The 14052-nt window shown below is 55.5% G+C and carries 15 protein-coding genes; 9 read left to right on the top strand and 6 right to left on the bottom strand.

The features are described 5' to 3' along the window. Positions 1–400: 400 nt before the first annotated feature. A complete protein-coding gene (locus CGZ80_RS07765) occupies positions 401–673 on the top strand; it encodes a CPXCG motif-containing cysteine-rich protein (protein WP_094413051.1) in 273 nt (90 codons plus the stop codon). A gap of 79 nt (positions 674–752) precedes the next feature. Then, positions 753–2063 (top strand): hypothetical protein, encoded by a 1311-nt coding sequence (locus CGZ80_RS07760; RefSeq protein WP_094413049.1) that lies wholly within the window; start codon positions 753–755, stop codon positions 2061–2063. Between the two features lie 20 nt (positions 2064–2083). Here the strand turns inward: CGZ80_RS07760 and CGZ80_RS07755 are convergent, their stop codons facing one another. Beyond that, on the bottom strand, positions 2084–2674 hold the full coding sequence (locus tag CGZ80_RS07755; protein WP_094413047.1) for a hypothetical protein: 591 nt from the start codon (positions 2672–2674) through the stop codon (positions 2084–2086). A gap of 36 nt (positions 2675–2710) precedes the next feature. On the opposite strand from CGZ80_RS07755, the gene CGZ80_RS07750 reads away from it, so the two are divergent. From CGZ80_RS07750 to CGZ80_RS07735, 4 genes are all read left to right on the top strand, one after another. Then, entirely contained in the window at positions 2711–3652 is a 942-nt protein-coding gene (locus tag CGZ80_RS07750) for a histone deacetylase (RefSeq protein WP_094413045.1), read from the top strand. A 137-nt stretch (positions 3653–3789) separates the two neighbouring features. Then, a complete protein-coding gene (locus CGZ80_RS07745; protein WP_094413043.1) occupies positions 3790–4203 on the top strand; it encodes a hypothetical protein in 414 nt (137 codons plus the stop codon). A 205-nt stretch (positions 4204–4408) separates the two neighbouring features. After that, positions 4409–5284, top strand: coding sequence for a hypothetical protein (locus tag CGZ80_RS07740; RefSeq protein WP_143543791.1), 876 nt, complete (start codon positions 4409–4411; stop codon positions 5282–5284). A 194-nt stretch (positions 5285–5478) separates the two neighbouring features. Next, entirely contained in the window at positions 5479–5928 is a 450-nt protein-coding gene (locus CGZ80_RS07735; RefSeq protein WP_094413055.1) for an FKBP-type peptidyl-prolyl cis-trans isomerase, read from the top strand. Positions 5929–6025: 97 nt separating this feature from the next. Here the strand turns inward: CGZ80_RS07735 and CGZ80_RS07730 are convergent, their stop codons facing one another. After that, positions 6026–8458 (bottom strand): bifunctional serine/threonine protein kinase/MFS transporter, encoded by a 2433-nt coding sequence (locus tag CGZ80_RS07730; RefSeq protein ID WP_094413039.1) that lies wholly within the window; start codon positions 8456–8458, stop codon positions 6026–6028. A 187-nt stretch (positions 8459–8645) separates the two neighbouring features. Here CGZ80_RS07730 and CGZ80_RS07725 point away from each other — a divergent pair, with 187 nt between their 5' ends. Together CGZ80_RS07725 and CGZ80_RS07720 are read left to right on the top strand one after the other, a co-directional pair. Beyond that, positions 8646–9284, top strand: a complete 639-nt coding sequence (locus CGZ80_RS07725; RefSeq protein WP_094413037.1) for an RNA polymerase sigma factor — start codon at positions 8646–8648, stop codon at positions 9282–9284. 88 nt (positions 9285–9372) lie between these two features. Beyond that, positions 9373–10182 carry a hypothetical protein gene (locus CGZ80_RS07720; RefSeq protein ID WP_143543790.1) on the top strand — a complete coding sequence of 270 codons (810 nt, stop codon included), beginning with the start codon at positions 9373–9375 and terminating at the stop codon, positions 10180–10182. Positions 10183–10201: 19 nt separating this feature from the next. Here CGZ80_RS07720 and CGZ80_RS07715 read toward each other — a convergent pair whose 3' ends face one another. The 4 genes from CGZ80_RS07715 to CGZ80_RS07700 all read right to left on the bottom strand — a co-directional run bounded on the left by CGZ80_RS07715 (position 10202) and on the right by CGZ80_RS07700 (position 12686). Further along, positions 10202–10657, bottom strand: a complete 456-nt coding sequence (locus CGZ80_RS07715; protein ID WP_094413033.1) for a GNAT family N-acetyltransferase — start codon at positions 10655–10657, stop codon at positions 10202–10204. A gap of 8 nt (positions 10658–10665) precedes the next feature. Then, positions 10666–10887, bottom strand: coding sequence for a BON domain-containing protein (locus CGZ80_RS29215; RefSeq protein ID WP_409994535.1), 222 nt, complete (start codon positions 10885–10887; stop codon positions 10666–10668). A 373-nt stretch (positions 10888–11260) separates the two neighbouring features. Then, positions 11261–11530 (bottom strand): hypothetical protein, encoded by a 270-nt coding sequence (locus CGZ80_RS07705; RefSeq protein WP_094413029.1) that lies wholly within the window; start codon positions 11528–11530, stop codon positions 11261–11263. A 13-nt stretch (positions 11531–11543) separates the two neighbouring features. Continuing rightward, complete coding sequence (locus tag CGZ80_RS07700) at positions 11544–12686, bottom strand: S49 family peptidase (protein WP_094413027.1); 1143 nt, start codon at positions 12684–12686, stop codon at positions 11544–11546. Positions 12687–12831: 145 nt separating this feature from the next. On the opposite strand from CGZ80_RS07700, the gene CGZ80_RS07695 reads away from it, so the two are divergent. Further along, the gene (locus CGZ80_RS07695) at positions 12832–13962 is read left to right on the top strand and encodes an ABC transporter permease (protein ID WP_094413025.1); all 1131 of its coding nucleotides are present in this window, start codon (positions 12832–12834) and stop codon (positions 13960–13962) included. The last annotated feature ends 90 nt before the right edge of the window (positions 13963–14052 follow it).

Below are 14052 nucleotides of genomic sequence, written 5' to 3'. Positions count from 1 at the left end.
GTAACGATTTCCTCGCCGCAGTTTTCGCAAATGTAGCTGCCTTCGCCATCAAAGTTTTCGGTTCCCGCATCATTCAAATCAACGTCGCCGCTGCCGCGCCCACAAGGACGACCGTTCCGGCCACAACACTGGCGACGCGACGCGTCAACCATTTTCGCTTGTCGTTCATTGTCGAATTCCTAACCGCAAGTCAAAGACACCAGAGGCGTGAAAAGGCTGACGGCATGATACAATTCCAATCAGAACGTCGTCCTGTCGGAAACGCGATTGCCGTCTATTCCGTACAACACTGGCTATACGCGGCAGTTTCGCAACATCCACAGGGATATTCCGGACATCGTGTGAATCTAGCATCGTGTGAATCTAGAAAACACATTCTCGTCGAAACAATGGTGCTCCCATGGATGAAAGCGAACTGTTTGAGTCCCGAGATCCTGTCGGCAACTCCGATGTCGATTTGAATGATGCGGGAACCGAAAACTTTGATGGCGAAGGCAGCTACATTTGCGAAAACTGCGGCGAGGAAATCGTTATCCCGCTCGACCCGATCGCCGGCCACACGCAAAGCTACGTCGAAGACTGCCCGGTGTGTTGCACCCCAATGGTGATCCACGTCAGTTTTGACGGCGCTCGGGCGATCGTTTGGGCGGAATCCGAACAAGACCGCTACTAACCCCAATACTCGTTTGCGATGCCCAACAACAGTGTTTGGCACGCGGCGTTTGAATCACCACCGAGACGATACTACTTTCATGCGTTTACCACCCTGGGCCGTCGATGCGATTCGAAACGGCGTTGCCGATGTGGCCCGAAAAGCGAGCGACCCGGAAACCATTAAAAAGGTTCGGCAACAGGCCAGCGAGTTGCTTCGCGAACTTCCCGACAACGCATCGAAAAGTCTCGATGCGATTGTGAAAACGGCCAGCGAAACCGCACGCGGTGCGTTCGACCAAGGTCGCTCGACGATTCTCCGCTGGTCTGAACGCGACCACGAAATCGCCGCCGTGGCCTACAACGCGTCCGGTACATTGTTGAATTCGCAAGGAACGGGGATTCCGTTGAACGCCCCGGTCGTACAACTCGGTTGTGATTTATTGCAGGGCAACTGCTTGGGGCAAAAGGCCGATCAGCAGATCGACGATGCGCTAACACGGCAGCTCGATTTGTCGCATCATTCAATGTTAGTTGCCAACAACTTTGATGCGGCCATTCGGTCACTGGTTGCATTGACCGGATCCCAGCAGCGACGCATCGTCGTACATCGCGCGCACGCCATTCGATTGCCATCTGGTTTGCCACTACCCGATGCGTTTGCCGGGTATCAAGTCGACCAATGTGGTGGTGTCGGCGCAGTCGATGTCGCCGATTTTCAGTCGATTGAACGCGCTGTCGTGGTTACCGCCGATGATGGCCAACATCCACTAACGCCTGTCGCGCTATCTGGCGACGACGTGATCCAAGTCGCGGTGTTGCCGATCGCCACCATCGATGATCGCATTGAAGGCGTACCAAGTGTCAAAACGCTTTTGCAATCCGATTTCGATATCGTCGTTGCCGCGGCAGGTCCGATGATCGGCGCGGCGCCGGCGGGGGTGATTGCCGGAAAAGCAGAGCTGTTATCGACGATTCGTGCAAACGTTGTTTGGAAATTCGCGGCCGCCAATCAAGCGATCGCCGCCATGCTTTTGTCGGCGATGATCAACGTGCCCAGCCCGCTGGAGGCATTGGTGGATACGGCGGTGGATAATCTCCGCAGCCGAGCGGAACGCATGGCGACCCGCTTGACCGCTTCACCGGTGATCGCTTCGTGCCAGATCAATCAATCCGATGCCGTCTTAGGTATCGGCCAGCGATGGCATTTTCCGTCGCGTCAGTTGCGATTGCGGCACCGCAAGTTTTCCGCCCAATCTTGGGCTACGCACCTGCTTCAGCAAACGCCGGCTGTGATCGCGTCGGTTGACGGAGACGACTTGGTGATTGACTTCCGTTGGCTACCGGCATCCGCAGACAGCTTGGTTGCGGAGGCGTTGGCACCTTCGACGGACGAATCAGAATCCGACTGATTTAAATCGCGATCCCAGCTCTACCGCGGCATCGAAGCGTCTTCGATGGCCGCGGTCAGTCGTCCCGCCGTTGGTGTCTGAGCAAGGATGCCGACCAGTCCGATCGCGACAAAGATCAAGTGGGCGAAATTGTGGTCGATCATCATCAGCACGGCGTTCATCATCGCCGGGCCTTCGAACAAAGCTTGCCCAATAATCGCGCTGGTCTGCATCGCCCCCAAAAAATGTTTCGCTTCGACGGGCAATTCTGAATCGGCGTTAAGCGGTCGTGGCAGGTCAACGTCTGCCGAACGGAGTTGTTCGGTCGCTTGTTTCTTCATCACTTGCGGAACGATGGCAGCGATCGGAACGGTCAGGATTGTTGCCGCCGCACCAACGATCAGGAACAGCAAGTCGTTGCCGCCAAACTGGAACAGCGGTTGGTCTTCCGGAAAGTCGCTGAGTGTCAGATAAGATAAGATCCCAGACAAAACGACGACGCTGGAAGCGAGGGCAAGCGTGATCACCACCCCTGTCATTGCGGTTTGGGAAATGCTGCTGGGAACACGTCGGGAGATCGGGCCCGCATTTTGGCCGGACGCGATGTAGGGGTTCTGGGGGGAATCGCTCATCTTGTTTTATCCGTTTGTTGATTCGATGATTTAATTGTGAAGCTGTTTTATACCGACCACTTCGAACTGCCTTTGCCGGAAACGCACCGGTTCCCGATGGACAAGTATCGGCGACTGCGTCGACACGTCGCCACCAGTTCGCATCATCGTGGCGATGTTCTGTTGGTCCCACCGGCGGCGACGGACCAGCAACTGGAGCTCTGTCATGATGCCAGTTATATCGAACGTGTAAAAACCGGTACGTTGTCGACAAACGAGATCCGTCGGATCGGATTTCCATGGTCGGAGAAAATGCTGGAGCGTTCGCGGCGAAGTACCGGTGCGACGATCGCCGCCGGCTTGGCAGCACTCGCCGATGGCATTGCAGCAAACCTGGCGGGGGGCACGCATCATGCGTTCGCCGATGCAGGTGAAGGGTACTGTGTGTTTAATGACGCGGCGGTTGCGATTCGCGTGTTGCAAACGGAATCAAAAATTGGCCGCGCCTGTGTGATCGATCTGGATGTGCATCAAGGCAACGGGACGGCGTCAATTTTGGCGGGCGATCCCACCGCGATCACGCTTTCGATGCATGGTGCAAAGAACTTTCCGCTGCGAAAAGTTCCTAGCGATATCGATGTGCCACTTGCCGATGGCACAAACGACGACACCTACTTGGCTCATCTTGCCGACGCCTTGGGCGCCCTCGACCGTTTCCATCAAAGCGAATCCTTCGATTTGGCAATCTACCTGGCAGGTGCGGATCCCTACGAAGGCGACCGGCTTGGTCGGATGCGGTTGACCAAAGCCGGCTTGGTGCGTCGAGACCAAATCGCACTGCAATGGTGCCGCGATCGATCGATTCCTGTCGCGGTGGCGATGAGCGGCGGGTACGCCCCTAATATTGACGATATTGTCTCGATCCACGCCGCGACACTCCAAACCGCTTCGACAATGTGCTGCGAGATCAATATTTCGCAGCCTGAAAAGAATTCTTGAAAAGTTGGAAACACTCTTCGAACTCGACCGCTTGGCTACATGTGTCAAGAACAGCGAAAGCGGCGAGCAGACGACAGACCTCACCGTTTTCATTCCAAACAAACGCTCTGTCGAATCCAATTTCAAGGAACCAAACCATGTTGAAGCGAATCCTGTTTACCGTTGTGCCGATGGTCATGTTCATGGGAACCGTCAGTGCAGATGACGACTTGCTGAAGTCGTTGGCCGCTTTGGAAGGCAACACCATCAGTGCTGTTGCTGCTGACAGTTCGGCATCACTCGAAGACGAAGACATCCTCGGGCAAGCTGACGTCGATGCCTTGATGGGCGACGACGAGAATGATGAAGACGCGATCGCCGCTTGCTTCCGACGTGTCGGCTATGGCTACGGCCACGGCTACGGTGGCTACAACCGCGGTTGCTACAACTACGGATACAGCTACTACCGTCCGCACTACAACTACGGTTGCTACCGCCCGGTCACGTACAACTACTGCTACCCAGTGACGTACCACGTACCGGTCTACACCAGCTACTGGGCTTGCTACTAATCGTAGCCACCGTGGCATCGCCACAAGAATCGAATCAACATCACCCGGCAATTCGGATCCGTTCCGATGCCGGGTGTTTTTGTTGGCACACACGTCTTTTTTATTGCACAATCGTCGACGCGATTCCCGGTAACAACGCAGCACTGATTTCGCTTGGTTGAAAGAGTTCGTTAACCACTCCCTTTCATCCAACAAAAGTGATGTCATGAATCGCAAACTCTTGAAACGATCCGTCGCCTTAATGATGCTGTTGTCGGCAACTGTGGTTCCGCAAGTTGTCGCGCCCAACCAAGCTGATGCGGACGAGATCGACTTGCACCGTCTACTTGTCGGACCGCAACGCTGTGACCATGTGATCTCCTTGCTGATGCGTTATGGCGTCAACAATGATCACGATCAATCGGTCGGATTCAATATTCCCCATCCACTCGGTCCGATCCAAGTTCCCGTGTCGGAACTGGGGGATTTGGAGATGTATTCCATCGTTCAACACGCGGCACCTCAGCCCGGGTGTGGACCGGCGTTCGACGTCGTGATCAAAAACTGCAGCACCCGCGACGTACAGGGAATGCGTGTCACGTTGGTCGGATTATTGGGACGCATTCATCCAACCTGCCCGAATGTCACAGAAACCATTGACTGTATCGCGGCTGGTGAAGCGATTCAGTTGACGATGACGCTTCCCGTCGAAGCACTCGCGATGGGACAGTTCAATGGCGGCTCCGTCGGATGCAGCCGGATCTTGGTTGCCGTCGACAGCTATGACCAGTTCATGGAATCCAACGAAGCAAACAATCTTCGTGTGATGGCGATGAAAGCGATTCCCGTGGCCGAGCTGGCGTCGCCCCCCGTTCCCGCCGACCCGTTGCAAGTGGAAGTGACTCCCGGTGTGGCGAACGTTACCCAGCCAGACTCTTCCCAGCCAGTTGGTGCGGCGCCAAACGCGGCAAGCCCCACAACTGATGCGGTGAATCTGACTTCGACTTCGCCAGCGGAAGCCGCACCGCTGCAGCAGTCTGATTTGCGATCCGCGATCGAGCAATTCGGGCAACAATCGGACGTTGCCGATGAGGTCCGCTAGTTTGATCGGATGGGCGGTCGCCGCCTCGCGAGAGCGGCGGTCGTCCCGGAAGAACTGATCGAACCGGGGCGTTTAGGGAAGCGAGGGGGGCCCTCCCTAGTTTCTGATTAGAATATCCTCTGGTCAGTCTGAACTTTTGCATGATACGATCGTATGCAACAAAAATCAGTTTCACCGGATGGGTTTTAGTCGAAATGGCAGATCGCTCTCTTCTTCTCTCGCTGCTTTGCGCAATCGTTTTGCTGGCCGGGTGTTCCACAGGTTACGGGCCGTCAAATTATGATGCGGACGCGCCGACCGAATACACGACGACCGAGTCGGGTCTGAAGTATCGGATCCTACGAAAAAGCGATAAACCGAAACCTCATGAAACGAGCCATGTGAAAGTTGATTACGTCGGCACGCTTCCAGACGGAACGGTTTTCGATAGCACCTACGAACGCGGCCAACCGGCAACCTTGAATCTCTACAACGTGGTGAAAGGATTCCGTGAAGGGTTGCAGTTGGTTGGTGAAGGCGGAATGATCGAAATCAATATCCCTTCCGAACTTGGCTACGGCGAATTGGGCCAACGAAACGCTGTGCCACCGAACACCGACATCCACTTCATCGTGGAAGTGATTCGCGTCTTCGACCGGAAATAACAATTTCAGATTTGGGCTCTCATCGCCGTCTTTTGGTCCGCAAACGTAGCGGCAGAGAACGCTACGGCCGCGGAGCAAATGCGATCTACCGACGCTGTTAAACCAAGCTCGCCGCATCGTCGCGATTGGACATCACCAAGCTCATCGTCTGCAGTTTTCGAAGCACATATTTGTAGGCCTTGAACGACGCAAACAGTCCCAGGCCGGTCGCGATCAACGACACTAGCATCACGTCTTGGGCATCAGTTTGGCTGACGACCAGTAGTGCGACGCCAAGTAGCGGAACTAGACAAGCCAAATAGAGATAAGCTTCGCAGCGGGCAACGGTTTGCAGCAATCGCTCGTCGAAGTTCGGGTCACTCAACGTCTTGCGGACCAAACGTGGGTACAGCAAAGACACCGAATAGGTTGTGATGCCAAAGAACGGATAGATTGCGGCGACGCCACCGCAGATCACATGCGACATAAAGAAGTGGCTGAATTCGCGGCGCGAGATCTGTGGGAAAATCATCCACAGGATCAACGGATAGAGCACCGCCGCCAGGCACCAAAGCATGCCGCCGATCACGGCCGCCCGCTGGCCGAGTTGGAACGTCGCGTCTAAGTCTTCTGCGGTCGCTTCGTTGCCTTGTCGAACCCGCTCCAAGCCTCGCGATACTTGGCGGGTGTAGTAAATCACCAGCACCGCTGCCAACGGAAACGCCACAGAGTTAATGCAGGCAGATAGCGTTTCGAAGGTTGGCTTTAACCCTTCGACGGTAGCAAACAAGCTGCCCAGGGTGTCTTTGAAATTGTAGAAGTACCCATAGGCACCAGCGAGAGCGTTGGGCACCAAGATGATTAACGACGTCATCAACCAAGGCGAACGCCGACCAATCCAAGCCAAGTAACTATTGGGATCGGGATCGAACACGCGGGCCGCTTCTGGATTGAGTGCCAACTTGAGTCGTGCTTCAAATTCCGCACCCGAACGAATGCGTTGCTCAGGGTCGAACTGCAGTGCATCGCGAAGAATTTGTTCCAGCAGTCGACTGACGACATCGTTCGATTCATAGATTGGAAGCTCGAACCCTTGGCGGGCCTGCAACTGCTGTTCGACGGCGTCGATCCATGACTGGGGACTGCCGGTGCAACTAAACGGTCGGCGGCCTTGCCAAAGCTCCCACAGCAAAATTGCCATTGAATACAGGTCTGCTGCCGCACCGACATCTTCCGGCACGGACACCGCCGTCGCCGAAATCGCTCGCAGGTGTTCTGGTGCCATATAGCCGATCGATCCGCCGAAGCTGCTTGCCGCCCCGGCACGCCCAGCACTCCCGGCAAAACTGACGTTGAAGTCGGCGAGCTTGGGGATCCCTTCGGCTGACAACAACACGTTGGCGGGTTTGACATCCCGATGCATCACGCCTCGACTGTGAGCGTTTTGAAGCGCGCGGCTGAGGTGGATGCCGATCCAAGCGACTGCCATCGGCCAAGTCAAACGGCGCAGCGTGTCGCGCAGCATCGATTGTTCGGGGACCGCCTGTGCGGTCCGCAATAGCGATCGATCAACGCACTGCAAAATCATGTCGCCACTGCGGTCGGTCGGCCCAGTGTGTTTGACCAAATTCACGACATCGGCAAGCGTCCCACCGGGATGAAATTGCATGTAAAGCAAATGCGCCGGTGGATCATCAAGCATCCTTTGGTCATAGACTCGAACGATGTTCGGGTGATCAAACTGGGCAAGCGCTTGAGGTTCGTCCCCGGTTCCGGTGGAGACTTTGAGTGCGACGAGGCGGCTCATCGAATCTTGTCGCGCCAAATAAACCTTCGCAAATGCTCCGCTGCCGAGTGTTTGTAAGATGACAAAGTCGTCGACATGTTGACCAATTTCGTATTCAGGCGGCTTCTTTTTGTGACTGACCGCCATCGTCGCTTCGGGCTTGTTGCTCAATTGCCCGCCAAGCAATTCACCGATCATGTCATGATGGTTCGGGAAACGGCGTTGGTAGTCCGCAGCGATCGGAGTTTCGCCAGCTTCCTTGCGGAGCTGGATCTCTTCCATAATCAAGTCCAGAGGGACGCTGTTGGCAGGGATCAAGTCCGTGAAATGCTCGATGAAGCATTCGATCGCTGGTGGCGAGCCTTCTTGTTCGGCAACGCTAGCCATGTCCAACTTGATCAATTCGGTTAGCAAAAAGCGGCAGGTCTCGGTTCCTTCGGCTGGCAAAAAAGATCGCAGAGACTCCGGCGTCGGGCCGCGGCCTGCTTCGAGATACGCTTCCAAACACTGCTCAAGCAACTCGTCAAGTCGCTCACAGGCATCGCCAGATGTGACGTGTTGGAAGTCGTTCGACGTGTCAGAATCGTTCGGCAAGGGCGTGGCACACTGCGCCGTCTCGGCGAAATGGGAATCTGCCCACGCGCCGCGACGCACCGGTTCCGAAACCTGCGTCGCCTCGGACGATCGGTCAGACGCGGAGGGCGACGGAGCATTTGGCGCGTCTGGGCGGTTCGACTCGGTCGGGTCTTTGTCGGAGTGTGACATCAATGCGCTGATTCCTTCGCCTCGATTTAATCAACCCTATCGGCCTGAAACGATCGCTCCACCAATCAGATTGCTGGACTTTTGTAACGTGAAACAATTCATTCGCGTTTCCTTGCGTTATGCGCACGATAAGGGTTACGCTGTGCCTGCCTCTCGCCGCGAAAACGCCTCCTTTGAGAATTCTACAATGTCTGAAGGTTCAGATTGTGAATTGATCGATCGGATCAAAAACAAAGACGAAGCCGCGTTGGCAACGTACATTCAACAAAATCACGGCCAGCTTTCTGGCTTCGTGCGTTCGATCACTGGCGAGCACTTGCTTGCGATGGTGGAAGTCGATGATTTGGTGCAGGACGTCGCCACGGCAGCACTGACCAGCTTGGCGACCGCGCCGCTGGACCAATATTCGCCGATGGATTGGCTGCAACAAGTCGCCCGTCGCCGTGTGGTCGATGCACATCGATTCCATTTCGACGCCCAGCGGCGTGATGCGAATCGGCAGCAATCGCTGAACGCCCCTGCTGGCGGAGGCGGATCCTCGGGGGGCGACTCCTCAGCCGCACTGGAGCAGCTTCTGTCGGCCAGCATGACCAGCCCCAGTGCCGTCTTCAGTCGCGACGTTCGCATGATGCGCATGCAGGAAGCAGTCGGCAGTTTGACTGCAGAACAGCAACAGGCGATTCAGATGCGATACGCCGAAGGCATGCCGACAAAGCAGATCGCTGAAAAACTGGGGAAGACCGATGTGGCGATCCGTGTACTGCTCTCCCGAAGTATGCGACAGCTCGAAAAAGTTCTCGAGGATGTGCGCCCGACTCGCGGTTAGTTCCTGGTGTAAGATGGTCGGCGTTTGATCGAACAGTCGGCAGCATGGTCTCTGCCGGCGGTGTGACGCCCCCTTACCACCAGTAGTTATGAACCGCTTTCCGTTGATTTTGGGTCTCTCGACCGCTTGCTTTGTGTTCGGTGTGTCTGGTGTGACTGCCGAGGATGCTGTGGCGAACGATTCCGGCGTTGCGAATCATTGGAACCAGTCCGAGGATTGGGGCACGGTTCAGGCCGCGAAGAGTTCGGTCACGTTTTCAATTAGCAAAAAGCCGGCATCTGGTTTTGTCGCGCTGCCTCGATTGAACAACCGCTGGAAATCGATCGCGGCCGAGGGCTATACCGGCGAACTACGATTCGTTCCTGAAATCGACCACTGGCGCATTTTTGTCCCTGATGACCTGGAGTATCCGGCCACCATCAACATGCAATTGATCGAGACCGTCCGTCTTTGTGAGAAGCCATTCGTTGTCGAGCAGAGCAAGGACGGATCTGTATCACTGCCAGCTCATCATGCCGAAACAAGCGGCGAAAAGCTTCGCTATGAACCTCAGCCGCACAAGAACACCGTTGGTTACTGGACCGTTCCCAGTGATACGGTGACTTGGAAATTCTCACTCGATCGCGGCGAAACATTCGACGTCGTGGTTCACCAAGGTTGCGGCACCGGGCAAGGCGGCAGCGAAGTTGAATTTGCCATCACTGCGGAAGATGGGCGTGTCGTGCAAACGTTTCCACTGACGATCGAAGACACCGGACATTTTCAAAACTTCGTTCCACGTTCGATCGGCTCGGTCGCACTGGAGCCTGGCAGCTACAGCTTGAAAGTAAGCTGCAACAAGCTGGCCAAGTCCGCTGTCTGTGATATCCGGCTGATTGAGCTCAAATGGCAGGACTGATGAGCGGTCGGGATGACGGTTAAGAACTCAGGTTCTTGGTCAAGAAGAACTTGCGATGCTGGTGAGAGTCCCAATCGGGAATTTCGCCAGCAACCTTGTATCCGCAGCGACCGTAGAATTCCGGCGCCTGGTATTCCATGGTGTCGACGAACGAATAATGGCAGCCGCGTTTGATTGCCTCTTTTTCCGCGGCCTCGACCAACAGCCGACCAATTCCTTGTCGGCGCGAGTCGTCTTTGACCGCCATCAGGTCAATTCGGAGCCACTTGAGAGAGGTGGATCCGATCAATCCGCCGACGAGATCGGAACAGTCTGTCGCAATCACGAACAAGGCTGCCGCCTGTGAAGACGGCGCCGAGGTGGCTTTCCACCAAACGGGATTGGCCGTTTGGTTAAATTCGCGGAGCCAGGTGCAGATCGTCGACTCAAACTCAGACGCTAAATCGCCGCTCGTGCGAATATCGATCGATCGCATGGCCAGTTTTAGGAACGCGAAACTTTCAATTCACTTGAGATTGTTTGTACGCCAGGCACCAAACGCGCTGCAACGCCTGCTAAGAGCGCTTCTTCACGTGATGAGGCGCGGCCATGAAGCACGAATTTGCCGTCTTCGTTAGTGCAGCGGAGTTCAGTGATTGAAGCCACGCGTTGCACGGAGGTTTCAATTTTACGGCAAATGTCATCAATAGTCGGGTTCGGAATCACTTGAGTGGAAGCTTGTTGGAGACGTATCAGTTGGTGAGCGAGTGATCTCGACGAAGTCTTATTGAGCAAAGCACGTGGCGCGGCATCGTGAGGGGTAGATGCAGTCCATTGCAAATGCCTTGGCGGCAATCCGAAGACTTTTCGGACGACGTAGTCGCGACCGAAACTGGCTCGGAATGCGTTTGCGAACTCTACAACATCACGCGTACCAAAACGGTGCTTACCACCATGATGCGAACGCTAATTCTGGAAATAATCCGCCAATTTTTGCGGCCTCGACGTGGCTACGCCAAGTCTTGCAAGAATTGACCCACCGTTTTGGTCTAGGGTTCGGTGGCCAACCAGGCGGTGTGTTGGCGATTGCTTCAATCGTTCAACGTCCCCGACGTTTGTTCCACCAATAAGTTGCAAACGCGGAAAGACCTGAGAACTTGAAATCTTCGTCGATCCAGTGCTCGACCACGTAGAACGCAAAGTAATACGCCCGGCAAAAGCTCCAGATGCAGATTGCAAGAATCAGGGCATCCCACCACTGGCTCAATCGAGTAATTAGTACGATGCCCGACAGAACTCCGAGAAAGGCAAATAGACCGCCTTTGAACCAGATTAAACCCGCACTTGGAAGGTCATCGAACAATCGCATTCGGGCATCTCGTTCAGAATGTTGATGCGAGCGACGGATCTGATTGCCACATGAATAGGAACGTCGGCATCGATGGTCGCTCAAGTCCTGGTACATGAATGGGCAATAGCGACGGCAGGCTTGCGCCATCCGCATTGCTATCGAGCACCGTGTAGGCGTGTTGGTTCTTACGACGATACATCACAACTTCGGGGTCGGTTCCCAATCCGCCGCGAGTGGCCGCAAGACGAATTGCCTCGTCGATGTAGCCTACTTCGTCGACCATGCCCAATTCGATTGACTTCGCACCTGCGTAGACCGTTCCGTCAGACCACTTGTCTACGCTGCTTCGCATGTCGGGGCGTCGCTCGACAATCTGTTCAATAAATTGCTGGTGAAAGCTTTGAGCGATTTCGCGCAACATCGCCAGTTCGCTCGGATCGATCGGGCGTTCTGGTGTTCCGGCATCGATTTTGTCGCCGCTTTTGATCGGTGTCGAAAGCACGTTGAATTGGCCCATCGTGTCTTCTAAGTTGTAGACGTTCAGGATGACTCCTACGCCGCCAACGAGACTGGTCGGGTGGCAAACGATGGCGTCGCATTGTGTCGCCAAGTAGTACGCCCCGCCGGCACCGAGGTCCATCACGCAGGCCACGACGGGGATCTCCCGATTCGTGCGTACACGTTGAATTTCACGCGCCATGATGTCGGTCGCCGTAGCGCCGCCTCCGGGCGAGTTGAGACGCAGCACGACCGCCTTGACCTGTTTATCTGCGATCACGGCATCACACTTCTCGCGAAACATTGCGACCGGATTCTCACTTGCCGAAAGCAAGGCCGGTGAAGCCTTGTCGACCAAAATCCCGTCCACATCGACAACGGCGATCTTGCCGCCGCGTTTGGAAGCGGTGCCCTCGACTTGAATGGGAAGTACGGTGCTCTCGCGTTTGTCGCCCCCCATCGAAATTTCTGTTTGCAGCTTTCCTTCGACCCCCATCGTGCCACCCAACTGCATCTTGCCGTTGACGTCGCCCATCTGGATCTTGCCGTCGTGGTAGAACACCCGCCGCGGCGAGGAACAGCCGGTCGCCAACACAAGTGCAAACCCGAACAACGCGATCAGGAACCGTTGCGGTTCACGGCCGGTACTGCATCTGGACGTGTGGCATCGAATCATGGATCAATCGACAAGGGGGACCAGATCGAGCAAACTGTGCACAAAAGGCGGCCGTCCCATACGCTGTGGACCCCGCCGAAACCTTGCTTGTCATGCCTGGCGACCGCCGGTGGCAAGGTCAATCCGCCGCCATTGCTGGAAAATCATGCGTTTTCACACGCTCGTGTTCCGAAACCTGTCACGAAAGTTCACTCGGACGGCGCTGACGTTAATCGCCCTTTCCGTAGCGGTCGCGTCCGTGGTCGCCTTGCGTGGGATCGCAAAAGGATTTACCCGTTCTTTCGCAGATATCTATCGCACGCACGCGGTCGACATTGTCGTTTCACGCCAGGGTACGGCCGACCGATTGAGTAGCAGTGTGGGCGAAGATGCGATTCAAAAAATCGCTGCGCTCTCACATGTCAATCGTGCCGCCGGAGTGTTGCTGGAAACACTCTCGCTCGAAGAGCAGCAAGTGTTTGGGATCCCGACGATGGGGATCGAGACCGGAAACTGGTTGCGAGATGATTACGACTGGATCGCGAAAGCCACGGCGATAGATCCCAACGCCAAACAGTTGTCGCTCGGGTCGAACTTGGCAAACCGCGTGGGGTTAAGCGCAGGCCAAACGACGATGATTTTCGAGGAGCCTTTTTTTGTCGCAGGCGTCTTCGAAAGTCGTAGTGTGTGGGAAAACGGTTCGATGATCATGCCGCTCGATCAACTGCAAAGGTTGACCGATCGAACAGGCCAGGTCACCTACATCAACGTTGTATTGGACTCGGACGTGAATTCGAGTCAAGCCGATGATGTCGTCGTGGCAATTGAATCAATCGACGATCGGTTACATGCGTTGCCGACCGAGCAGTTCGTCGGATCCGATACACGGATGAAGTTGGCGTCCGCCATGGCTTGGATGACATCTGTGATTTCCTTGGCGATCGGTGCGATCGGTACGCTGAACACGATGATGACCAGCGTCTTGGAGCGGACTCGTGAAATTGGCGTTCTGCGCGCTGTCGGTTGGCCACGTGGCCGAATCGTGCGAATGATCCTTGCCGAAGCATTCGCGTTGTCTCTGTTGGCGACCGCGATCGGCAGTCTGCTAGCTTATGCCGCATGCGCGGGTTTAAGTCAGCACCCGGCTGCTAGCGGAATCTTGGTGCCGACGATTGATACCGCAACGTATTTAGAGGGCGGGTTGCTCGCGGTCCTGATCGGTTTGACAGGCGCGATTATTCCTGCTTTTCGGGCCGCATCGGTCTCGCCAACCTTGGCGCTTGGTTCGGCTGACTAGGCATTTTTCGAACAGCTTGCCTACTTCGCCTCACCTGTAGTTCATCGCCCTCTCGATACCTCCATAATCTGCGAGGATATAGCGGTTGGT

It is taken from the genome of Rhodopirellula sp. MGV (assembly GCF_002251265.1).
In the GTDB taxonomy this organism is placed as follows: Bacteria; Planctomycetota; Planctomycetia; order Pirellulales; family Pirellulaceae; genus Stieleria; species Stieleria baltica_A.
Note: the sequence above shows the minus strand (reverse complement) of the source record. Positions and strands in the feature narration are given on the sequence as shown.